The 20,785-nt window shown below is 40.0% G+C and carries 19 protein-coding genes; 10 read left to right on the forward strand and 9 right to left on the reverse strand.

Annotated elements, in window-relative coordinates:
- Positions 1 to 104 precede the first annotated feature (104 nt).
- The 4 genes from E0H82_RS05500 to E0H82_RS16745 all read left to right on the forward strand — a co-directional run bounded on the left by E0H82_RS05500 (position 105) and on the right by E0H82_RS16745 (position 4,294).
- Entirely contained in the window at positions 105 to 1,388 is a 1,284-nt protein-coding gene (locus tag E0H82_RS05500) for an NAD(P)/FAD-dependent oxidoreductase (protein ID WP_131263711.1), read from the forward strand.
- Positions 1,389 to 1,523: 135 nt separating this feature from the next.
- Positions 1,524 to 2,006, forward strand: coding sequence for an FKBP-type peptidyl-prolyl cis-trans isomerase (locus tag E0H82_RS05505; RefSeq protein WP_131263712.1), 483 nt, complete (start codon positions 1,524 to 1,526; stop codon positions 2,004 to 2,006).
- Between the two features lie 139 nt (positions 2,007 to 2,145).
- Positions 2,146 to 3,561, forward strand: a complete 1,416-nt coding sequence (locus E0H82_RS05510) for a cryptochrome/photolyase family protein (RefSeq protein ID WP_131263713.1) — start codon at positions 2,146 to 2,148, stop codon at positions 3,559 to 3,561.
- Positions 3,562 to 4,168: 607 nt separating this feature from the next.
- A complete protein-coding gene (locus tag E0H82_RS16745) occupies positions 4,169 to 4,294 on the forward strand; it encodes a hypothetical protein (RefSeq protein ID WP_265937188.1) in 126 nt (41 codons plus the stop codon).
- Between the two features lie 33 nt (positions 4,295 to 4,327).
- Here the strand turns inward: E0H82_RS16745 and yaaA are convergent, their stop codons facing one another.
- Positions 4,328 to 5,107: a peroxide stress protein YaaA gene (yaaA, locus tag E0H82_RS05515; protein WP_131263714.1), complete on the reverse strand. Its 780-nt coding sequence runs from the start codon at positions 5,105 to 5,107 to the stop codon at positions 4,328 to 4,330.
- A 125-nt stretch (positions 5,108 to 5,232) separates the two neighbouring features.
- Here yaaA and E0H82_RS05520 point away from each other — a divergent pair, with 125 nt between their 5' ends.
- Positions 5,233 to 5,862 (forward strand): alpha/beta hydrolase, encoded by a 630-nt coding sequence (locus E0H82_RS05520; RefSeq protein WP_131263715.1) that lies wholly within the window; start codon positions 5,233 to 5,235, stop codon positions 5,860 to 5,862.
- Positions 5,863 to 6,101: 239 nt separating this feature from the next.
- On the forward strand, positions 6,102 to 6,542 hold the full coding sequence (locus tag E0H82_RS05525) for a DUF2147 domain-containing protein (RefSeq protein ID WP_131263716.1): 441 nt from the start codon (positions 6,102 to 6,104) through the stop codon (positions 6,540 to 6,542).
- Between the two features lie 280 nt (positions 6,543 to 6,822).
- On the opposite strand, the gene E0H82_RS16670 is transcribed toward E0H82_RS05525, so the two are convergent.
- The 4 genes from E0H82_RS16670 to pheA all read right to left on the reverse strand — a co-directional run bounded on the left by E0H82_RS16670 (position 6,823) and on the right by pheA (position 11,264).
- Positions 6,823 to 7,092: a GNAT family N-acetyltransferase gene (locus E0H82_RS16670; RefSeq protein WP_228258628.1), complete on the reverse strand. Its 270-nt coding sequence runs from the start codon at positions 7,090 to 7,092 to the stop codon at positions 6,823 to 6,825.
- Between the two features lie 146 nt (positions 7,093 to 7,238).
- Complete coding sequence (locus tag E0H82_RS05535) at positions 7,239 to 7,613, reverse strand: hypothetical protein (RefSeq protein ID WP_131263717.1); 375 nt, start codon at positions 7,611 to 7,613, stop codon at positions 7,239 to 7,241.
- Between the two features lie 116 nt (positions 7,614 to 7,729).
- Positions 7,730 to 9,976, reverse strand: a complete 2,247-nt coding sequence (locus E0H82_RS05540; protein WP_131263718.1) for a bifunctional prephenate dehydrogenase/3-phosphoshikimate 1-carboxyvinyltransferase — start codon at positions 9,974 to 9,976, stop codon at positions 7,730 to 7,732.
- 178 nt (positions 9,977 to 10,154) lie between these two features.
- Positions 10,155 to 11,264, reverse strand: a complete 1,110-nt coding sequence (pheA, locus tag E0H82_RS05545) for a prephenate dehydratase (protein ID WP_131263719.1) — start codon at positions 11,262 to 11,264, stop codon at positions 10,155 to 10,157.
- A gap of 425 nt (positions 11,265 to 11,689) precedes the next feature.
- Here pheA and E0H82_RS05550 point away from each other — a divergent pair, with 425 nt between their 5' ends.
- Positions 11,690 to 12,208, forward strand: coding sequence for a type 1 glutamine amidotransferase domain-containing protein (locus E0H82_RS05550; RefSeq protein ID WP_131263720.1), 519 nt, complete (start codon positions 11,690 to 11,692; stop codon positions 12,206 to 12,208).
- Positions 12,209 to 12,240: 32 nt separating this feature from the next.
- Here E0H82_RS05550 and E0H82_RS05555 read toward each other — a convergent pair whose 3' ends face one another.
- Entirely contained in the window at positions 12,241 to 13,383 is a 1,143-nt protein-coding gene (locus tag E0H82_RS05555) for an acyl-CoA dehydrogenase family protein (RefSeq protein WP_131263721.1), read from the reverse strand.
- A 154-nt stretch (positions 13,384 to 13,537) separates the two neighbouring features.
- Positions 13,538 to 14,884 carry a dicarboxylate/amino acid:cation symporter gene (locus tag E0H82_RS05560; protein ID WP_131263722.1) on the reverse strand — a complete coding sequence of 449 codons (1,347 nt, stop codon included), beginning with the start codon at positions 14,882 to 14,884 and terminating at the stop codon, positions 13,538 to 13,540.
- A gap of 444 nt (positions 14,885 to 15,328) precedes the next feature.
- Between E0H82_RS05560 and E0H82_RS05565 the strand changes: the two genes are divergently transcribed.
- Positions 15,329 to 16,324, forward strand: coding sequence for a glycosyl transferase family protein (locus E0H82_RS05565; protein ID WP_131263723.1), 996 nt, complete (start codon positions 15,329 to 15,331; stop codon positions 16,322 to 16,324).
- 101 nt (positions 16,325 to 16,425) lie between these two features.
- Here E0H82_RS05565 and E0H82_RS05570 read toward each other — a convergent pair whose 3' ends face one another.
- Complete coding sequence (locus E0H82_RS05570; RefSeq protein ID WP_131263724.1) at positions 16,426 to 16,698, reverse strand: YeaC family protein; 273 nt, start codon at positions 16,696 to 16,698, stop codon at positions 16,426 to 16,428.
- A 2-nt stretch (positions 16,699 to 16,700) separates the two neighbouring features.
- Complete coding sequence (locus E0H82_RS05575; protein WP_131263725.1) at positions 16,701 to 17,606, reverse strand: NAD(+) kinase; 906 nt, start codon at positions 17,604 to 17,606, stop codon at positions 16,701 to 16,703.
- 189 nt (positions 17,607 to 17,795) lie between these two features.
- On the opposite strand from E0H82_RS05575, the gene mrcB reads away from it, so the two are divergent.
- Both mrcB and E0H82_RS05585 read left to right on the forward strand, forming a co-directional pair.
- Positions 17,796 to 20,195, forward strand: a complete 2,400-nt coding sequence (mrcB, locus tag E0H82_RS05580) for a penicillin-binding protein 1B (protein ID WP_131263726.1) — start codon at positions 17,796 to 17,798, stop codon at positions 20,193 to 20,195.
- A 16-nt stretch (positions 20,196 to 20,211) separates the two neighbouring features.
- Positions 20,212 to 20,760 (forward strand): tetratricopeptide repeat protein, encoded by a 549-nt coding sequence (locus E0H82_RS05585; protein ID WP_131263727.1) that lies wholly within the window; start codon positions 20,212 to 20,214, stop codon positions 20,758 to 20,760.
- The last annotated feature ends 25 nt before the right edge of the window (positions 20,761 to 20,785 follow it).

Consider the following 20,785-nt stretch of genomic DNA (forward strand, 5'->3'; position numbering starts at 1 on the left):
ATGTAAGTTGTTGTAACTTGTAAAACAATTTCAACACACTGAATAAAAGAAGATGGCATGTTAAGCCATCTTCTTTTTTTTAATAATAAAATAGGTCCGTCAAAATGAACGAACTACATAAAATTGTGATTGTGGGTGGTGGTGCTGGAGGATTAGAACTTGCCACTTTATTAGGAGAACATTTCGGCAAACATGCAAAAGCTCAAATTACTTTGGTCGACCAAAACCTAACGCATATCTGGAAACCGCTTTTACATGAAATTGCAGTTGGCGCACTGAATGCCCACACTGAAGAACTGAATTATTATGCTCATGCAGCACAACATAACTATGAATTTGTTTTAGGTCGCTTTACTGAATTAGATCGTGGACATAAAAGTATTTTATTAGAACAGCCACTTTCTGGTGCGAACGAAGATCGGCAGCACTATTCTCTTCGCTATGACACGCTTATTTTTGCCCTCGGCTCTACATCGAACGACTTCAACACAGAAGGCGTACGTGAACATTGCCATTTTCTAGACAGTCGCGTACAAGCCGAACAATTTCAGCAACAACTTTTGCACTTATATGTGGCCGCGCAAACCCAATCTTCGCCCACGGATTTGAATATTGCCATTATTGGTGCAGGTGCAACGGGTGTTGAATTGGCAGCCGAACTGGTGCAAAGCACACAAAGTTTCCATCAATATGGACTCAATAAAATAGATCCTAAGCGGGTAAAAATCGCACTCATTGAAGCTGCAGACCGCATTTTACCTGCACTGTCAGAGAAAATATCACAACATACTTTACGCGAGCTCCATCATGCCAATATTCAAGTTTTGACTCATAAGCGGGTCAGCAAAATTGATAAAAAACACATTTATTTCGCTCATGGTGCCAGCATTCCCGCAGACCTAAAAGTTTGGTGTGCAGGGATTCAAGCCCCTAAAGTATTTCAACAACTGACAGAATTTGAAAAAGATCATTTAAACCGTTTAAAAGTCTACGCGACCCTACAAACGAAAACAGACCCGAATATTTTTGCTTTTGGTGATTGTGCACATTGCCAACCGATTGCCGATGAACCTGTACTTGGGCCACGTGCACAAGTGGCTAGTCAACAAGCCCATTTCTTGGTCAGTGCAATGTCCGCACGAATTAAAAACAAAGCACAACCGATGTTTAAATTTGCAGATAAGGGCTCTCTGGTGTCATTAAGTCATCATAAAGCTGTAGGAGAATTACTCGGGCAAGTGAATGTGCAAGGTTGGGTGGCGAAATCGCTCTATATCTCGTTATATCGTATGCATCAAGCAACTTTACATGGATATACCCGCACCGCTTATTTTATGGCAAAAGATGCAATGAACAAAAAACTGGCACCTAATATTAAATTGCATTGAATTTTTTTAAACTGCCCTTATTAACTTTAAAATGTCGTAAAAAAGTACAAATTGCAGAATTTTTGATGAAATACAGTCAACAAATTCTGCTTTTCACTTTATGATGTACCCTTAAAAATTGAATGGATCAATAACATGACTGCTATTGCAAATAACCACGTGGTTTCTTTCCACTACACATTGACTAACGCAGAGGGTGAAACTCTCGACCAATCTCAAGGTGAACCACTTGCATATTTGCACGGTGCGGGCAACATTATCCCTGGTTTAGAAAAAGCGCTTGAAGGCAAAACAGTAGGCGAAAAATTCACTGTTAACGTTCCTGCTGCTGAAGGCTATGGCGAATACAACCCAGACCTAGTACAAGAAGTTCCAGCGCAAATGTTCCAAGGCGTTGACAACATTCAAGCAGGTATGCAATTCCAAGCTCAAACTGATGACGGCGTTCAAATCGTTACTGTTAAAGCAGTTGAAGGCGAAAACGTAATCGTTGATGCAAACTTCCCACTTGCTGGTCAAGACTTAACTTTCGCAGTTGAAATCGTAGAAATCCGTGAAGCTTCTCAAGAAGAATTAGATCACGGTCACGTACACGGTGCGGGCGGTCATCACCACTAAGATCGACCGATCAAAAAAGGGCAAATTTAACTTTGCCCTTTTTTTACATCTAGTGTTTTATTTTTATACATCTCATCCTACTGAATTTTAGCAAATCGTTTTAGAATCAAGATAAGTTGTTTATTCAAGTACTAAGCTCATGCAATTGATTTGGTTCCGACAAGATTTACGTATACAAGACCATGCTGCTCTTTGGTATGCCACGCAAACTGACTCCTGTATTGCTGTGGTTGTCTTGTCTCCCGAACAGTGGGCTATTCACCATGATGCGCCTGTTAAAATAGATTTTTACTTACGTCAATTACATTCATTAAAAGAACAACTCCAGCAACTGAATATTCCTCTCATCATTCAACAAGTGCCTTTGTGGAAGGATATTCCTCAAGCACTACTAAATTTAAGCACAGCACATGCAGTGCAAACGATTCATGCCAATATTGAGTTGGGTGTAAATGAATTAAAGCGTGATAGCGAAGTTCAAAATTTACTCCAGCAACATGAGAAATCATTAAAACTTTATCAAGATCGTACGCTTTTCCCAATTGGTTCCATTCGGAATAAATCACAGCATCCCTATCAAGTCTTTGGTGCCTTTAAAAAAGCCTGTTACGAAGCACTCGGGATTAGTCTACCCCAGTGCTACCCAAGACCCATCGCTCAAGCACCTATCAATCTCATGATAGATAGCAAGGTTCCTAAACTCGCTGAATTATGGAGCAATACACTTGATGCTGATTTTGAAACTCAATGGCCTGTCGGTGAAGACTATGCCTTACAACGCTTAGATGATTTCATTAAAAATAAAGTTAGCTACTATCATAATGAAAGAGACTTTCCTCATTCACAGGGTACTAGTCAAATATCGGCTTATTTGAACATTGGTATGCTTTCCATTCGCCAATGTATTCAAGCCCTATTCAGCGCGCAACAAGGACATTTCCTCCCTGAAAATTTAGGACAGCAAACATGGTTAGATGAACTGCTTTGGCGTGAGTTTTATCAACATATCTTGTATGACTTTCCGCAGGTATCTAAGCACCTACCTTTCAAAGCAAGTACCCAATATATTCAATGGCGTGATGCACCTGAAGATTTAGCGGCATGGCAACAAGGACGGACTGGCATCCCGATTGTTGATGCAGGAATGCGACAACTGCTTGCCACGGGCTGGATGCACAATCGTGTCCGTATGATCACTGCAATGTTCTTATGTAAAAACTTACTGATTGACTGGCGGCTTGGTGAACAATGGTTTATGCAACATTTAATTGATGGCGACTTAGCGGCAAATAATGGCGGTTGGCAATGGTGTGCATCTACAGGTACAGATGCTGTACCCTATTTCCGTATCTTTAACCCGATTAGCCAATCACAAAAGTTTGATGCTAATGGCGACTATATTCGCAAATGGGTTCCTGAATTAGCCCATCTCGATGCCAAAAGTATTCATGAACCATTTGCCAAGAACGCAAACTTAAAACTGAACTACCCCCACCCGATTGTAGATTTAAAATCCAGTCGTCAGCGGGCAATTGAAGCCTTTAAAGGTATTTAATGCAATTGAACCTCTACAACAGTTAAAATTTCTTTATCAGCACTTTCAATATGTTGCCAATCAGAGGCAGAAGAATATGAAAGTGCTTTAATAATAAACGATTAATACGTGAATTTTCATGTTATACTTCATTTATTAATCTACCCAGCTACATTCTTTTCGAATCTGGTCTTTCTATAACCAGTTTCTTGCTGACTTAATTCCTAGATTAAATAACTTGATATCTCCTCGGACACTAAAACGCTGTCCTGATCAAGTTTGCTTTACTTACATTGAGCAAATCTATCTCTAAAGTATGATCTTGCCCAAAGATTCTGATTGGCGATATTCCGCTACTCTAAAAAGTCAGATCTTCACATGAAGAATGCTGTTTTGTTGACTTGCGCTATGCTTGTATACAACAACATGAAATGTGCTCAGCTTTGATGAATTTGAGTGAGTTATAAGTCATTCATCAGATCTTATTTGACTGAATCATGAGTCTAATATGCACTTAACAATGCATAGACAGCTTCGTCAATTGGTTCAACTGTATATAAAGCATCTAGCGAACAAGGCAATCCAGAGGGTAGATGAAATCTATTTTGTTTCGTTAAATGAGGTGCTTATGCGTACGTTTCTAGTGATCTTACTTACATCATACTACTTGGTTGGCTGCCAAGGAGCTGTAACACCTCCTCCACCATCTACACAACCGCTTATTCAAGATACGCCAAGTGGTTGGGTTGGCTAAATTAAAAAGCCCCTTTGTTTAAGGGGCTTATTTTTAAGCTACTTGTTCATCACGCTTAAAGACCAGCTCGCCTTGAATTGAACTGGTCGCATCAAAATAATAACCATCGGTGTTGAAATATTTTAAATCCTCTACGCGATTCAATCGATTTTCAATCATATAACGAGCCATTAAGCCACGTGCTTTCTTCGCATAAAAACTAATGACCTTGTATTTACCATTTTTCTGATCTAAGAATACTGGTTTAATAATTTCCGCTTGTATTTTGCTTTGTTTTACAGACTTATAATATTCATCTGAAGCCAAATTCACCAATAAATCGGAATTCGCCTGCGCCAAGTCCGCATTGATCAATTGCGTAATCTTGTCACCCCAAAACTCATATAAGTTATGACCACGCGCATTGGCTAATTTGGTGCCCATTTCTAAGCGGTACGGCATCATCAAGTCCAAAGGACGTAATAAACCATAAAGCCCCGACAACATGCGTAAATGGGTTTGTGCGAATTCCAAATCTTGCAAAGTTAAATCATAAGCATCTAACCCCGTGTAGACATCGCCTTTAAAAGCAAAAATGGCCTGACGAGCGTTGGAAAAATTAAACTCAGGTTGCCAGTCATTAAAGCGTGCTACATTTAATTGTGCAATTTTTTCACTGACACTCATTAAATTGGCGATTTCTGAAGCAGATAGTTTACGACTTACGTCTATAAGTTGTTGTGAATGCTCTAGCAGTCTTGGTAAAGTGTATTGGTCAGTTGGAAGTGCAGATTCATAATCTAAAGTCTTAGCAGGAGAAATTAAGGCGAGCATATACAATTTGATTAAAAAATAATTAAACAGACTATAACAGTAGACTTATTTTTTTTCCAATCTGTGTTTTTACTGATCATAATCGGTAAAATAGCGGATTCTCCTGCTATTAATCCATTTATCTTATGTCCGAGCAAATTTTCATTCCCGGTCCAGTGGGTCAAATTGAAGTTTTCGTTGATTATCCACAAGGCGAAGTGAAAGGATTCGCGGTAATTTGCCACCCTCACCCATTGCAAGGCGGCACGCCACAACATAAAGTTCCAGCACTTTTGGCTCAAATTTTAGCTGAAAATGGCTGTGTGGTTTATCGTCCAAGCTTCCGTGGCTCAGGTCAGAGTGAAGGTGTTCATGATGAAGGGCATGGTGAAACTGACGATGTATTAAAAGTTATTCATCATGCGCGTTTACAGCATGTTGGCTTACCTTTTTATGCGGGCGGCTTTAGCTTTGGTGCACATGTCATGGCAAAATGCTACGATGCTTTACCAAGTGAACTCAGATCTATTCAAACTATCTTGTGTGGTTTGCCGACTGCGACTGTTGCAGGTGTTCGTCACTATCAAACTCCTGATCTTAAAGGCGATATTCTGTTTATTCACGGTGAAGCAGACGAAGTCACTTTACTTTCAGATATGATTGCTTGGGCAAAGCCTCAGCGTCATTTGGTTACAGTTTTACCGGGTGCGAATCACTTCTTTACTGGGTATTTAAAACAGTTACGTATTGCGATTTCACGCTTCTTACTGGTTTAATCTGCAAATATCAAGAAAGAAATCATTCCCTGTTGTCATGTGATTTCTTTCTTGAACACCCCCACTTTGAATAAATAATTTTGAGCTCACACCAATAAATTCTTGGCGAGAACTTATATAAAATATTTATTTCGGTGGAGGGTTTGGCATTTTATGCACATCATTATTTAAATAATTAATTATACAATCAATACTTTAGCTTTCCACTTTTAAATTTCAAAACTGCGGTCAACGATTCTATGAAAACATTTTTTGGGGCAATTTTACTTGCTTTAGCCACTACATCAAGCTTTGCACAGGATATTACTGGTACTTGGCACTTTATTGATGACAAAACGGGTGAGCCCAAAGCTCTGGTAAAAATTGAAAAGCAATCAAATAACACTTACGCAGGAAAAGTCATCAAACTCACACCTAGAGCAGGTTATTCACCGAAAGAATTCTGTACCAATTGCCCACCACCGTTTACCAACAAACCTATTGTTGGCATGCAGGTAATCTCTGGTTTAAAAACTACAGATGAAATCAATTACAGCAACGGTAAAATTCTTGATCCTGTTTCTGGAAAGATGTATAGCTTAAAAGGCAAGGTGAGTGCGAATAGTAAAAAACTCTTTTTACGTGGCTATTTCGGTGTTTCCGCTGTAGGCCGTAGTCAAACTTGGTTACGTGTGGAATAAAATCTACATTCTTATTTTAATAATTTTTCCTTTTAATTCTTTTTTAAGCTCTATCATTCATTCAGCGTATCTACTGAATGAATGATGATACATTTAGCAGAGCTTTTAAGTACTGAATGAAACTCTGCTTTCATCAACAAAATCTTTAAGCAACGTGCTGACTGATTTCATAAATCACAGCCATATATTTTCTTTGGGCCAAGTGCTTTATGATCTTACCAACCAAAGCTTCGGCAATTTTTCGACTCGCCCAGTTTTCTTCGGCTACAGGATAATATAGCTATCGTAACTCTAACTCTTCAAACGCGAATTTAATCAAAGTTTCAACAGCCTCTCTTCCAAATTTATGTCCATGCTGCTGCTCTTTTACCCAAATTCCAACAGTCGGCGCTTCACTCTTTAGACGATGTAGACCACATAACCTAATAAACTCGCGAGTGTTTTGATCTCTTATAACAAAAACCAATTCGTCCTGAGACTGCATCTTTTGTAACCATGACATCCACACTTCGCGGAACTGTTCATCAGACTCTGGTACATCCCATGTCATAGCGAGCTAAACTGCGTGTGATTGCGGTATAACATCAAAAACATCTTGGATTGAAACAGCAAAGTACTACCTTTTACAACTTAATTGGGTAAGCCGTATATGAGTTAAGCCGATCTATGATTGAGTTTGAGTGCTACTTTGTTCTCTCACTGCCACTCAAACTCACTAAAGGTAGTGTCTTGCTTCAAGGTATTTTCAACAGCTTGTGCCAATTGATTCAATAAGCTTTGTTCCGTAATACGATCCAACCAATCCTGATCCTCGGTTGGATATGAGGTAATCTCACAAACCAAATGCCCTTCTTGATCTGAACTTTGACAGGTAATGGATAAAGGTAAAGCGTGATTATCTACACTTACAGCAACATGATCACCACTTTGCGGCAAGGTATGAAATCCATATTGATTCAGCTTACCTACCAATAAATCTGCCACATATTCTTGGGTAATATGGCATTGGTTATTTGCTTCCACGATATGTTGATGCTGCTCGTAATTGGCCGTGAATTGTAATTTTCGCATAGCTCTACCTAAAGGCATTTTTGTTTTATGGTTTTAGCATAAGCAATAAAAACAAAACAGCCAAGCATTTGCTTGGCTGTTAAATCATAAATAACTGACTTGTTGAGTCATAACGCTTATTCAGTGACCTGAATCGCTAAACCTGCTTGATTGCTTAGTTCAGTAAATGTCGGAAAACTAGTTGCAACAGTTTCTGTACCCATAATTTTAATCTCACCTGAACTACGTAAGCCAGCCATACTAAAGCTCATCGCAATACGGTGGTCATGATGGGATTCAATCTCACCGCCAGTGAAAATCGCTGACCAGTCACCAGATTTCCCTTTACCTTCAATGATGATGCCATCTTCTGTCGGAGTACAGTCAATGCCCATAGTTTTTAAACCATCTGCCATGACTTGAATACGGTCAGATTCTTTCACACGCAATTCTGCTGCACCTGTAAGTACAGTTTGCCCTTCAGCACAAGCTGCAGCAATAAACAACGCTGGGAACTCATCAATCGCTAGTGGTACTTGGTCTTCAGGCATATGAATACCTTTTAAAGTACGACTGCCACGAATACGAATATCTGCAATGGGTTCGCCACCTGCAATACGTTCATTTTCAACAGTGAGGTCAGCACCCATTTGCTTCAAAATTTCAATCACACCTGTACGCGTTGGGTTAATGCCTACAGCTTCTAGTATCACATCTGAACCTTCAGTAATTGCAGCACCAACCATAAAGAATGCAGCAGAAGAAATATCAGATGGCACCTGAATATCTGTACCAACCAACTTACCACCACCTTGCAGCAAAATATGATTACCTTCAGTTTTCACTTCATAACCAAAAGCACGCAACATACGCTCAGTATGGTCACGTGTTGGCTCTGGCTCAGTCACAGAAGTTTCACCTGCTGCCCATAAACCTGCCAATAGAATGCCTGATTTCACCTGAGCAGAAGCCATTGGTAAATCATAGTGAATGCCTTTTAAAGGCTGGCTACCAGTAATCGATACTGGCGGTGTACCACGCTCACCTGTGGTTTGAATTTGTGCCCCCATTTCACGTAACGGTTTCGCAATACGCTCCATTGGGCGTTTTGACAAAGAGGCATCACCCGTCATGACTGAATCAAATTTTTGTGCAGACAGCATCCCTGATAAAAGACGCATAGATGTGCCTGAGTTGCCCATATACAAGGCGCCCGCAGGTGCTTTTAGACCATGCATGCCAACGCCATGAATGGTCACTTCACCATTTTTAGGACCTTCAATACTCACACCCATATCTCGGAAGGCTTGTAACGTCGCTAAAGCATCTTCACCCTCAAGAAAACCTGTTACATGGGTCGTGCCTTCTGCAATCGCACCAAACATGATAGAGCGGTGAGACACAGACTTGTCTCCAGGCACGGTAAATTTACCTTGGAACGTCTTAGGGCCTGGCAAAATGGTAAATTGTTGTGTCACCTTATTTTTCTCCATCAGGGGTTTCTTGGCTAACATATGATTAAAATGTTGTCGCGCAGCTTGAGCATTGCCAAGCAAGCCCATTAAGGCTGGCGAATCTTCATCTTCAATCAGTTTTCTGAGTACAGCAAGTTGTTGTTCAAATCCATCTACAGCATTTAAAATGGCTTTTTTATTGGCAAAGAAAATGTCATGCCACATTTGTGGATCACTGGCCGCAATACGTGAGAAATCACGAAAACCACCCGCAGCATAACGGAATATATCCAAATTATCTGCTCGATTGGCCAATTGTTCGACCAAGTTAAAAGCCATCAAATGCGGTAAATGACTGGTATGCGCCAACACTTCATCGTGTTTTTCCACATCCATGCAAATGACTTCTGCTTTTGCCGCTTGCCAAAGCATCATCAGTTTTTCAACCGCCCAAGGCGCACTGCTTGGAAGAGGCGTCAGAATGACTTTATGATGTGCAAATAAATCGACTTTACCTGCATGTACGCCCGTATGTTCAGCCCCCGCAATTGGATGGCCTGGTACAAAACCAGCAGGCAGCGTTTCGCCAAAGACAGCTTTGGCTGCATCGACAACATTACCTTTGGTGCTTCCCACATCGGTAATGATGCAATTATCAGATAAATAAGGCTTAATCGTCGCTAAAGCTTTTTCAGTTGCTCGTACAGGCAAAGCAAGTACCACCAAATCAGCACCCTGAACAGCATTGACTGGATTACTAAAGCCCTCGGTAATTAAGCCTAAAGCTTTTGCATCTTCCAAGGTTTTGCTTGAACGCGTTGATGCGACAATTTGTTTCGCCAATTTTTCAGCAACTATTACACGAGCCAGACTTGAACCAATCAGGCCAAGTCCAATAAATGCAACTTTTTCAAATAATGGCTGTGTCATCTTTTATGCTTTCGCCTCTAAACCCAACACTTTGGCAAGTGCATTTCAACGATATTGTCATGTCTAAGTTTGTTTAACTTAAAGATTTTTGCAAGCAGTCTCAACATATCAATACCTATTCCAAATTTTAGGTTAGATTCAATATGCGAGACAGCAACACCATCTTTTATGGCGAATGTTATAGCACAGCGATTGGATAAGAACCCAATACACGCACTTCTTTGACTAAAGGACGAATTTCTTCAATTGCCGCTTTCACATTTTCTTGTTCGATATGCCCTTCAAGGTCAATGAAGAACACATACGCCCATTTTTCTGGTAAAGCAGGACGTGTTTCAATACTGGTCAAACTAATTTGGTGTTTTGCAAAAGGTGCTAAGATTTCAAGTAATGCACCCGCGCGGTCATGTGCCGAAATCAATAAAGAGGTTTTGTCATTACCACTTTGTGGCACTTTTTCACGACCAATCACCAAGAAACGTGTCGTATTTTCAGGATTATCTTCAATGTTACTGTGCAGAATTTCTAAATCATAAATACTTGCAGCAACATCAGATGCAATCGCAGCCGAATGCCATTCATTACGAATACGGCGCGCCGCTTCTGCATTTGAATTGAGTGCAACACGTTCTACACCTGGATAATGTGCATCTAACCATTTACGGCACTGTGCCAAGGTTTGTTGATGTGCATAAATCTGCTTAATACTATCTTTGCGAGTATTTTCAGAAATTAAGAATTGATGATGAATACGCAGTTCCACTTCACCAATCACATTGAGAGTAGATGATTTAAAACAGTCTAAAGTATGGTTTACGACCCCTTCAGATGAGTTTTCAACTGGCACCAAACCATAGTGGGCACTGCCTGCTTCAACTTCGCGGAATACTTCATCAATCGTTGGCAACGGGCGAACTACAGCATCCTGACCAAAATGTTTAAGTACAGCAGAATGTGTAAATGTTCCTACTGGCCCCAAGAAAGCAATACTTTGTGGAGCTTCTAAGGCTAAGCACGCTGACATAATTTCACGGAATAAACGCGCCATTGTTACATCGGACAAAGGACCTTCATTACGCTCCATCACATTACGCAGAACCTGTGCTTCACGTTCAGGACGGTAAAACATTGGATTCTCTTCAGAGGCAAACTTTGCTTTTGCTACTGCTTCGGCCAAGCGCGCGCGACGATTAATCAGTTGTTGAATCTGTTGATCGACAGAATCAATATCTTCGCGAATCTTGGTCAAGTCCAGAGAAGTCGTAGTGTTTTGATCGTCGTTGATCATTGTTATTTCGCCCTTCGAAAACGTGAATGCCGACAGTATATCAAGACTTCAATTAAATGGTATGCAATAAACTTTGGATTTACCTTGTTTTCAAGCCACTAGCCCGAAATATTTAAATGCTGAGTATAAAAGTGATGGACTAAATTTAAGATTTCAAGCTGAGCTACAAGATAATCAATATCTGGTTGATTCTGATGATGCGATTCTTAAACACTCTTCTTGATATTCTTGTAATTACAATCAATACACAAAATATTTGTTTGATATTTAAAACTGAATACCTCTAATTTTGAATCAAACTTATAAATAAAAACAAATTGTCTAGCACCTACCTCAATTGATCACAATTTAACCACAAATTAATATGATGTATTTCACAATTTGTCTGTTATTTTAATTTTAAAAATGCTATTCGGAGAATAACAATGCCAAAAAGAATTGCAGTTTTAGTCACACATGACTTTGAAGACATGGAATATGTCGAACCCGTTGAAGCCTTTCGTGCCGCGAGCCATAGTGTAATTAATATTGAAAACAAAGCAGGCAATATTGTTTATGGAAAAAAACGCCGATATTCCGTCACTATTGATTTAAGCATTGATGATGTGACAGTCCATGAATTTGATGCCTTGCTTATTCCTGGTGGCTATTCACCAGATAATTTAAGGGCAGATGAACGCTATGTCGATTTTGTCCGCCGCTTTGCCAATGCACAAAAACCGATCATGAGTATTTGTCATGGTCCACAATTACTGATTAACGCAGGCGTGGTAAAAGGTCGACGTATGACCACCATGAAATCTGTTATTGTTGATTTGCTTAATGCAGGTGCGGTGTTTTATGACGAAGCTGTGGTAAATGACAATAATTTGTATATTTCTTCGCGTTCCCCAGAAGATCTACCCGCCTTTATTCGCGAAAGTTTGACTGTACTTAAACTTTAAGTCAAAAAGAGCCTTTCGGCTCTTTTATATTATTAGCGGCCAAGCATTCCACGCGCGACAATTTCTTTCATAATTTCATTGGTTCCGCCATAAATCCGCTGAATTCGAGCATCGACATAGAAGCGGGAAATTGGATATTCCGTCATATAACCATAGCCACCAAATAATTGTAGTAATTGATCTGCAACTTTCATTTGCATGTCGGTTGAAAAACTTTTTAATGCTGCGGCTGTTTCTACATCAAGTTTACCTTGCATATAAAGTTCTAAATTTTGGTTATAAAAGGCTGCTGTTGCCAGTTCATCAATTTTTGCCTGTGCCAGTACAAAACGCGTGTTTTGAAATTGACCAATCTTTTGTCCAAAGGCCTGACGTTCTTGTACATATTGCGTGGTCACATCCAGTGCCCCACGAATAGCACCTAAAGCCGTCGCGGCAATCGCTGTTCTTTCACGCGGTAACTCTTGCATCAGATAGTTAAATCCATGTCCAGCCTGACCCAATAACTGATCCTTAGGTACTTGCACATTATCAAAAAATAATTCTGAGGTATCTTGAGAATGCAACCCGATCTTGTCTAAATTGGTTCCTTTCTTAAATCCATCTAAATGGGTATCTAATAAAAGCAATGACACCCCTTTAGCACGTGCTTGCGGATCCGTTTTCACTGCAAGGACCACGAGGTCAGCATGTTGTCCATTTGAAATAAAAGTTTTCGAACCATTCAGCACATAATGATTGTCTTGCAAAATTGCAGTGCTACGAATTGCTTGTAAATCTGATCCAGCACCGGGCTCAGTCATCCCAATCGCACCCACGACTTCGCCAGTAACCATTTTCGGCAACCAATATTGTTTTTGCTGTTCTGTTCCAATATGCAAAATATAAGGTGCAGCAATTTCAGAATGACATGAAATTGCGGTAGAAAGTGCCCCATATCCTGCACGAGCAGACTCTTCCACCAACATTAAAGAATAATGGGTAGACACACCATAGCCACCATATTGCTCAGGCACATCTACACACAAAAAGCCATTTTCACCCAATTTATTCCATACTGTGCGCGGCATAATGCCTTCACGTTCCCATTGGTCATAATCTGGGGCAACATGCTCTTGCATAAAGCGCTTAAAATTATCTTTAAAAAGTTCTAAATCTGCATCGTGAGCTAACATCATTCTTCCTTTGTTGTTTTAAATTTTACGTGTTGCCATGCTAGGCAATTTACTTGTTGTCGTCATGTACATGTTATGTCTTATTTACAGCAATCAGGTCAACGCTATAGCCATAAAAAAAAGGAAGCCGCAGCTTCCTTTAAATGATTCACAATTAAGCGTGAGATGGATTATTTTCTTCTAGCATAAGCTTATCCACTTCTTCAGGATTCGCTAAAGCAAAGTCTAGTCGGTCTTTGTCTAATTGACCCACCCATTTTGCAACCACAATTGTTGCCAATGAGTTACCCACCAAGTTGGTCAATGCACGTGCTTCAGACATGAAACGGTCAATACCTAAAATTAAGGCCAAACCAGCAACAGGAATATGACCTACCGCAGACAAAGTTGCCGCCATCACAATAAAGCCTGAACCCGTTACACCCGCAGCACCTTTAGAAGAAATCAACAACACCAATAACAAAGTAATTTGATGTGAAATATCTAATTGAGTATTGGTTGCTTGAGCAATAAAGACCGCAGCCATGGTTAAGTAAATTGAAGTACCATCTAAGTTAAATGAATAACCTGTTGGAATCACGAGACCCACTACAGATTTTTCACAACCTGCAATTTCAAGTTTCTTCAACATACGTGGCAATACAGATTCTGACGATGATGTTCCTAAAACAATCAATAATTCTTCACGAATCATACGAATCATTTTAAGGATACTGAAACCACAAAAACGGCTGATTGAACCCAGTACAATAAAGATGAACAATAAACAGGTAATATAGAAGCAGATAATTAACTGAGCCAATTGCGCTAAGCTACCAATACCATATTTACCAATGGTAAATGCCATTGCACCAAAAGCACCAATAGGCGCAAGCTTCATAATCATATTTACAATATTGAAGAAGACATGCGAAATTTGGTCAATCAGCTTAAGAACTGGCTTACCAGAATCACCTAATTTATGTAGTGCGAATCCAAATAAAATAGCGAATAACAATACTTGAAGAATTTCACCTTCAGCAAAGGCACCCACCACAGTATGTGGGATGATATTCATTAAGAAATCGACAGTGCTTTGTGACTGACCTGATTCTACATATTTAGAAATACCCGATACATCTAAAGATGCAGGGTCAATATTCATGCCTACACCTGGTTTGGCAATGTTAATTACCAATAAACCAATGAGTAAGGCAATAGTAGAAACGATTTCAAAATAAAGGAGAGCAATACCACCCGTTTTACCCACTGATTTCATGCTTTCCATGCCAGCAATACCGCTAACAACTGTACAGAAAATCACTGGGGCGATGATCATTTTAATCAATCGGATAAATGCATCACCTAAAGGTTTCAGCTGTTCGCCTAAACCTGGGACATATTGTTCAGCACCATTTACAATCTGGGTTCCACTTGGAGAGAAATGACCAACCAGAATACCTGCAATGATGGCAACAATCACTTGGAAATACAGTGATTTATAGATGGGTTTTTTAGCCATAGCGTTACTTCTAAACATATTTCTAGAACTAGAAACATCCAATATTTGTCTATTCCTAAGAATACACAGCCCTTAAAAATTCCTTTTATAATCACTACAAAAGGCTAGAGGTATTAAGTCAATCTTAATACCTTCTCATTAAACTAAATAATAATATCCGCGATTCCGTCGCAGTTAGACTATTGAAAATGAGTATTTTCAATATGATAGAAAAAACAACTCATAAGAAAAACTTAACAGTCATCCTTATTTGTTGGGATTCTACCGAATTTTTGAACAGTAAATCTACATATATTTTCAAATTCGATTAAATTATGTTCGTTTTTTATTAGACATTGGTCGTATATCCAAGCCATCATTTTTCTTTCTTTTACATCAAAATCTTTCTATTATCAATTTAAACTTTTCTCCCCAAAACACGAAATTACACAGTGATCTGAGCGAATGACAACCAAAAGAAATTTATACAAAGATTTTGAGCATCCTTTTGCCCAATTTGTCCGTATTGTCGGTAAAGGCAAGAATGGTGCACGTTCATTAACTTATGATGAAGCCTATCAAGCATTCAAAATGATTTTGAATGGTGAAGTACTGGATGTGCAATTGGGTGCTTTTTTGATGCTGTTGCGTGTGAAAGAAGAATCTGTTGATGAATTGGCTGGTTTTGTACAAGCAACACGTGACTCGTTAAATTTTAAAACTCTTAACGTAGATTTAGACTGGTCTTCCTATGCAGGGAAACGCAAGCATTATCCTTGGTTCTTATTGGCTGCATTAACTTTGGCGCATCATGGCTATAAAATTGTCATGCATGGTGCGGCTGGGCACACCTTAAATCGTGTGTATACTGAACAAGTGCTTGAATATTTAGGTTTCCCCATCTGCCAAAACCAAGATGATGTTGAACAGCAACTACAACAACGTAATTTTGCCTATTTACCCTTAGAGGTTATTTCACCTATCCTGAGTGAACTGATTGCATTACGCAACGTCATGGGATTGCGCTCGCCAATTCATACCCTAGCGCGACTGATTAATCCGTTTAATGCCAAAGCCTCTTTACAAGCCATTTTCCATCCTGCATATCGTAGCTCTCACCAACAGGCTGCCTTTAAACTCGGTTATCAAAACAGTGCTGTTATTAAAGGTGAAGGTGGTGAGTTCGAACGCAATCCTGATGCCAAAACCTTAATTTGTGGCATTAAAAATGGGGAACTTTATGAACACGAGCTTCCTAAACTGACAGACAACCGAAGTCCCGTCGAAGAAGAACTCGATTTGGCTGTGTTTAAATCTGTCTGGCAAGGTCAGCAACAGCATGAATATGGTGAAACTGCGGTTATAGAAACTATGGGCATAGCTTTGTATACCATGGGAGTATGCGAAAGTTACCCTGACGCGATGCTGAAAGCGAAAGCACTTTGGTTAAATCGTTTTTAATTCTGCCATTCCAGTGTAATGACAAAAATACCTGTATTAACAAAAAGGACTCTATTTAGAGTCCTTTTTTATATCTCAGATATTAGCAAAGCTTTTTTGGCTTAAACAAAACGAATGGGCTTAAATTCAAGTTCATTTTTGTGATGATCATCATCGCACTCTTCGCCCTCTTCTTTTGTGCCACGGTCAATATAACCGCTACGCTCAGTTTCTGGTAAATGCTTCATTTCCCACGCATACACAGCTTGCATACAAATTTCACGTTGCTCTTTGGTTAATGCAACACCATTTGGCCATTTCCCAATTTCAATCGCAGTCTTTAAACGACCAACAATATCAGGATCGAGTACAGCCAGCATTTGTTCAATATTCATATTTAATCCTGTTGTTGCAATGAATCAAAATCACGATTCCAACCTAGTTTAGTACGACAAGCCATATAAAAATCATACCCAGGCGGATGCAAGAGGTTTAATTTAAATGGATGTTTGCGAATATGCAAACTATCTCCCACATTGAGTGAAACACTATGTTGCCCGTCGGCACTGACCATTGGCAATACACGATTTTCACGAATGAGTATTTTAATTTCACTATGTCCGCCCACAACAATGGGACGTGATGACAAGGTATGTGGGTGCATTGGGACTAAGGAAATCGCATCCATACTTGGATGCACAATAGGTCCGCCACCCGATAATGCGTAGGCGGTTGAACCCGTTGGTGTAGAAACAATCAACCCATCACTGTGCTGACGGTACACATATTGCCCATCGATGTTTAATTCAAAGTCAATCATGTGTACAGATTTACCCGAATGCAGCACAACATCATTTAAGGCAATTGCATCATGAATCGTTTCACCTTTGGAGCGAACTTCCATTTCCAACAAAAAACGACGGTCTTGCTGAAACTCACCTTGTAAGACTTGATCTAACTTATAGATAACTTCAGTCGGTTTAATATCGGTAAGAAAACCTAAGCGTCCACGGTTTACACCCATAACAGGCGTATTATATTTCACCAAAGAACGTGCAGCATGTAATAAGGAACCATCACCCCCAACCACAATAACCAAATCTACAACTTCACCCAATAAGGCTCGGCTGACCGTTTGTGTATTTTTATAAGGGACAAGCTCGGCGGTTTCTGCATCAAAAACAGGATGTAAACCCAAGCTCATAAGATGATCGTGAATGAGGCTTAAAGTTTCAACAACAGAAGATTTGTCTGGTCGACCAATTAATCCAATATTCCGAAAAGACTTGTGTGAAAGTTGCACCTATGTGATCGCTCCGTTAGGATTCTGGCTTATCATATCATTAAACCCGAATGAAATAAAAAACCATATAAATAGCCTGATTAGCCCATTTATTGGTATGGCTTTTCGCATCTGTGACAGATTTATTATTGCAAAATGGGAAAAAGCTTCGCATGATTAGCAAAATTTATCAGGATCTTATCACCTTTTATGAAGTTTGAACGTGGCATAGGATTATTCGCACTTATTTTCTCCATATTGGTCATTGGTACTTTTCTAGCATTTAGTTTTTACCTGATCCGTCTAGATAATATTGTGAGAGAAAAATTTGAAGGTAAGCGCTGGGATATTCCTGCGAAGGTTTTTGCTCGCCCGCTAGAAATTTACACCAACGCCCCTATTAGCCAAAAAGATTTCGATCAAGAATTGAAACTATTGGGCTATAAAAATGTGGATAGTTATGCCAAATCGGGCAATTATGTCAGCACTGGGGATACCTTATTTGTTCATACCCGCGGTTTTGACTTCGGTGATAGCATTGAACCTGAACAAGTCTTAAAAGTCAGCTTTGCAAATGACCAGATTAGTGAAGTGAGTGCAACCAAGCCATCTTCTACAGGGATTGCGCGTTTAGAACCGCTTTTAATTGGCGGTATTTATCCGCAGCACAATGAAGATCGGGTCCTGATTAAATTATCCAATGTGCCAAAACCTTTAATTGAAGCCTTAATCGCGACTGAAGACCGTAACTTCTATAAGCATCATGGTATTTCTGTTCGAGGGACTGCACGTGCTTTGGTCAGTAATGTGACTGGAGGAAAACGCCAAGGTGGTTCGACGCTTACGCAACAGTTGGTTAAAAACTTTTATTTAAGCCCAGAACGTACCTTAAAGCGTAAAGTCAATGAAGCATTAATGGCGCTCTTGGTTGAGCTACATTACAACAAAGATGAAATTCTTGAAGCATATTTAAATGAAGTGAATTTGGGACAAAATGGTAACTATTCTATTAATGGTTACGGTTTGGCATCACAATTCTATTTCGGTTTACCTCTACGTGAACTCAATATCTCGCAACAAGCCTATTTGGTTGGTTTAGTACAAGGACCCTCTTTATTCAATCCTTGGCGTAACCCTGAAGGTGCTAAAAAGCGCCGGGATATCGTGTTAAATAATATGTTGGTCATGGGTTATTTATCGCAAGAACAATATGAGCGTGAAATTGCACGCCCATTGAATGTTTTAGCAAAACCCACTTTAGGACCTGCACGCTTCCCAGATTTTCTAGATATTGTGCGTCGTCAATTACGGACTGAATATCAAGAGTCTGATTTAACCAACCAAGGTTTAAAAATCTTCACCACACTTGATCCAATTGCACAAACCAATATCCAAACTGCATTTAAGAATTCTGTTGCACGTTTAAGCAATAATAATCCAAAACGCTTAAAAGACTTACAAGGTGCAGTATTAGTTTCTCATCCTGAAAATGGTGAACTGGTTGCTGCAGTGGGTTCGACCCAAGATTTTACTGGTTTTAACCGCGCACTTGATGCAAAACGCCAAGTCGGTTCATTACTCAAACCTGTGATTTATCTTAATGCAATTGAGTCTGGACGTTACAACTGGGCCAGCCCAATTGAAGACAGCTACATTAGCATTCCAAGTGAAGGTAAATCTTGGACACCTAAAAACTATAGTGGTGGTGAACATGGTGTAGTCCCAATGGTACAAGCCCTGTCCAATTCTTATAACTTGTCTGCTGTTCGTCTTGGACAAGAATTTGGGGTTGCCAGCTTTACTAATCATTTGAAAAAATTTGGGGTGACTTCCAACGTTCCAACCTACCCTTCGATTTTCTTGGGTGCGGTAGATATGTCTCCGATGGAAGTCATGAGCATCTATGGAAACTTTGCTACAGGCGGTTTCAAATATCCGATTAAATCAATCCGCTCGGTGGTCGATTCTAATGGTCGTGTTTTAGAGCGTTATAGTTTAACTGTGCAACAAACCATAGATCCTGCGGCTGCCTATATTGTGAATTACGGCCTACAACAGGTAATGAATTCAGGTACAGGTCGTTCTGCTTACAGTACTTTACCAAGCTCATTAAAGCTTGCTGGCAAATCAGGCACCACCAATGATACCCGTGACTCATGGTTTGCAGGATATTCAGGCAATTATCTCAGTGTGGTTTGGCTTGGTTTAGATGACAATAAAGTCACAGGACTGACAGGTTCTTCAGGTGCTTTACCTGTTTGGACCAATGTCATGAGTCAATTACGTCAAAAACCAGTCAATTTACGTCAAACCGACGATGTGCAATGGCAATGGATCGATAGTGGCTCAGGCAACTTATCTGCTCAGGGTTGTGAAGGTGCATTGTATATACCGTTATTAAGGAGTGCTGTACCACGTCGTGCTACAGCATGCGGCTTTCCTCACTACCAAGTGGAACCAGTTTACACACCTGATACGGAAATGAACCAGAACCAACCAGCACAACCCGATAGTATGGACAACTATATCCGCGAGAGTGAAAGTGACATGCAAAATGACTTGGATCAAAATTCAGGTCGTGTCATTTCGAGCGGAACTTATGCCAACTAAGGAATTTTAATTGCATATGTTGAGATCCATTCTCCTTTCTGCTGCTGTTATGGCTTTAGTAGGCTGCCAAAGCCTACCAAAGCCAGAAAGTGCTAAACCTGCTGTTAACACCGAAAAGCCCAAAGCTGCACAACCAAAATCTTCTGGTGTGGTCATTACACCGTATGATCAACCAGAAATTAAACGGCAAAAAGTGCAAGTCGTGGTGCCTGAACAAAAATCTCAGCAGAAATTTGAAGATGGACGCTCACTTCCAGCCTTTAAACAATTAATGCAACAAACACAGCAAGCTTATAAACAAGGGCGTTGGAATGATGCTGAAGCGGCTGCCTTACGTGCACAACGTCTAGCACCGCAGTCAGCGGAAACTTTCTTGTTTCTGGCTTTAGTTGCTAATCAAAAAAATCAGCCTGCCAACGCAGAAGCCTTAGCCCGTCGCGGTTTAAGCTATGCACAAACCCAAGCCATGAAAAAGCAACTTTGGGGAGCCGTAGCAAAAGCGGGGCAAAAGCAAAATAACCGTAAAACCGTACAGCAAGCTCAACAGGCATTAAAATCACTTTAATGCCTGTTTGTTCTGCATTTTATAA

This window comes from Acinetobacter sp. ANC 4910 (assembly GCF_004331035.1).
GTDB lineage: Bacteria > Pseudomonadota > Gammaproteobacteria > Pseudomonadales > Moraxellaceae > Acinetobacter.

What these genes read in the sequence shown, in the direction of transcription:
- E0H82_RS05560 (WP_131263722.1), bottom strand. Translation starts at nt 14,884, where the DNA reads ATGGCTAAAAAACCCATCTATAAATCACTGTATTTCCAAGTGATTGTT.
- yaaA (WP_131263714.1), bottom strand. Translation starts at nt 5,107, where the DNA reads ATGCTCGCCTTAATTTCTCCTGCTAAGACTTTAGATTATGAATCTGCA.
- E0H82_RS05550 (WP_131263720.1), top strand. Translation starts at nt 11,690, where the DNA reads ATGCCAAAAAGAATTGCAGTTTTAGTCACACATGACTTTGAAGACATG.
- E0H82_RS05555 (WP_131263721.1), bottom strand. Translation starts at nt 13,383, where the DNA reads ATGTTAGCTCACGATGCAGATTTAGAACTTTTTAAAGATAATTTTAAG.
- E0H82_RS05505 (WP_131263712.1), top strand. Translation starts at nt 1,524, where the DNA reads ATGACTGCTATTGCAAATAACCACGTGGTTTCTTTCCACTACACATTG.
- E0H82_RS05565 (WP_131263723.1), top strand. Translation starts at nt 15,329, where the DNA reads ATGACAACCAAAAGAAATTTATACAAAGATTTTGAGCATCCTTTTGCC.
- E0H82_RS05525 (WP_131263716.1), top strand. Translation starts at nt 6,102, where the DNA reads ATGAAAACATTTTTTGGGGCAATTTTACTTGCTTTAGCCACTACATCA.
- E0H82_RS05570 (WP_131263724.1), bottom strand. Translation starts at nt 16,698, where the DNA reads ATGAATATTGAACAAATGCTGGCTGTACTCGATCCTGATATTGTTGGT.
- E0H82_RS05585 (WP_131263727.1), top strand. Translation starts at nt 20,212, where the DNA reads ATGTTGAGATCCATTCTCCTTTCTGCTGCTGTTATGGCTTTAGTAGGC.
- pheA (WP_131263719.1), bottom strand. Translation starts at nt 11,264, where the DNA reads ATGATCAACGACGATCAAAACACTACGACTTCTCTGGACTTGACCAAG.
- E0H82_RS05535 (WP_131263717.1), bottom strand. Translation starts at nt 7,613, where the DNA reads ATGCGAAAATTACAATTCACGGCCAATTACGAGCAGCATCAACATATC.
- E0H82_RS05510 (WP_131263713.1), top strand. Translation starts at nt 2,146, where the DNA reads ATGCAATTGATTTGGTTCCGACAAGATTTACGTATACAAGACCATGCT.
- E0H82_RS05540 (WP_131263718.1), bottom strand. Translation starts at nt 9,976, where the DNA reads ATGACACAGCCATTATTTGAAAAAGTTGCATTTATTGGACTTGGCCTG.
- E0H82_RS05500 (WP_131263711.1), top strand. Translation starts at nt 105, where the DNA reads ATGAACGAACTACATAAAATTGTGATTGTGGGTGGTGGTGCTGGAGGA.
- E0H82_RS05520 (WP_131263715.1), top strand. Translation starts at nt 5,233, where the DNA reads ATGTCCGAGCAAATTTTCATTCCCGGTCCAGTGGGTCAAATTGAAGTT.
- E0H82_RS16670 (WP_228258628.1), bottom strand. Translation starts at nt 7,092, where the DNA reads ATGACATGGGATGTACCAGAGTCTGATGAACAGTTCCGCGAAGTGTGG.
- mrcB (WP_131263726.1), top strand. Translation starts at nt 17,796, where the DNA reads ATGAAGTTTGAACGTGGCATAGGATTATTCGCACTTATTTTCTCCATA.
- E0H82_RS16745 (WP_265937188.1), top strand. Translation starts at nt 4,169, where the DNA reads ATGCGTACGTTTCTAGTGATCTTACTTACATCATACTACTTGGTTGGC.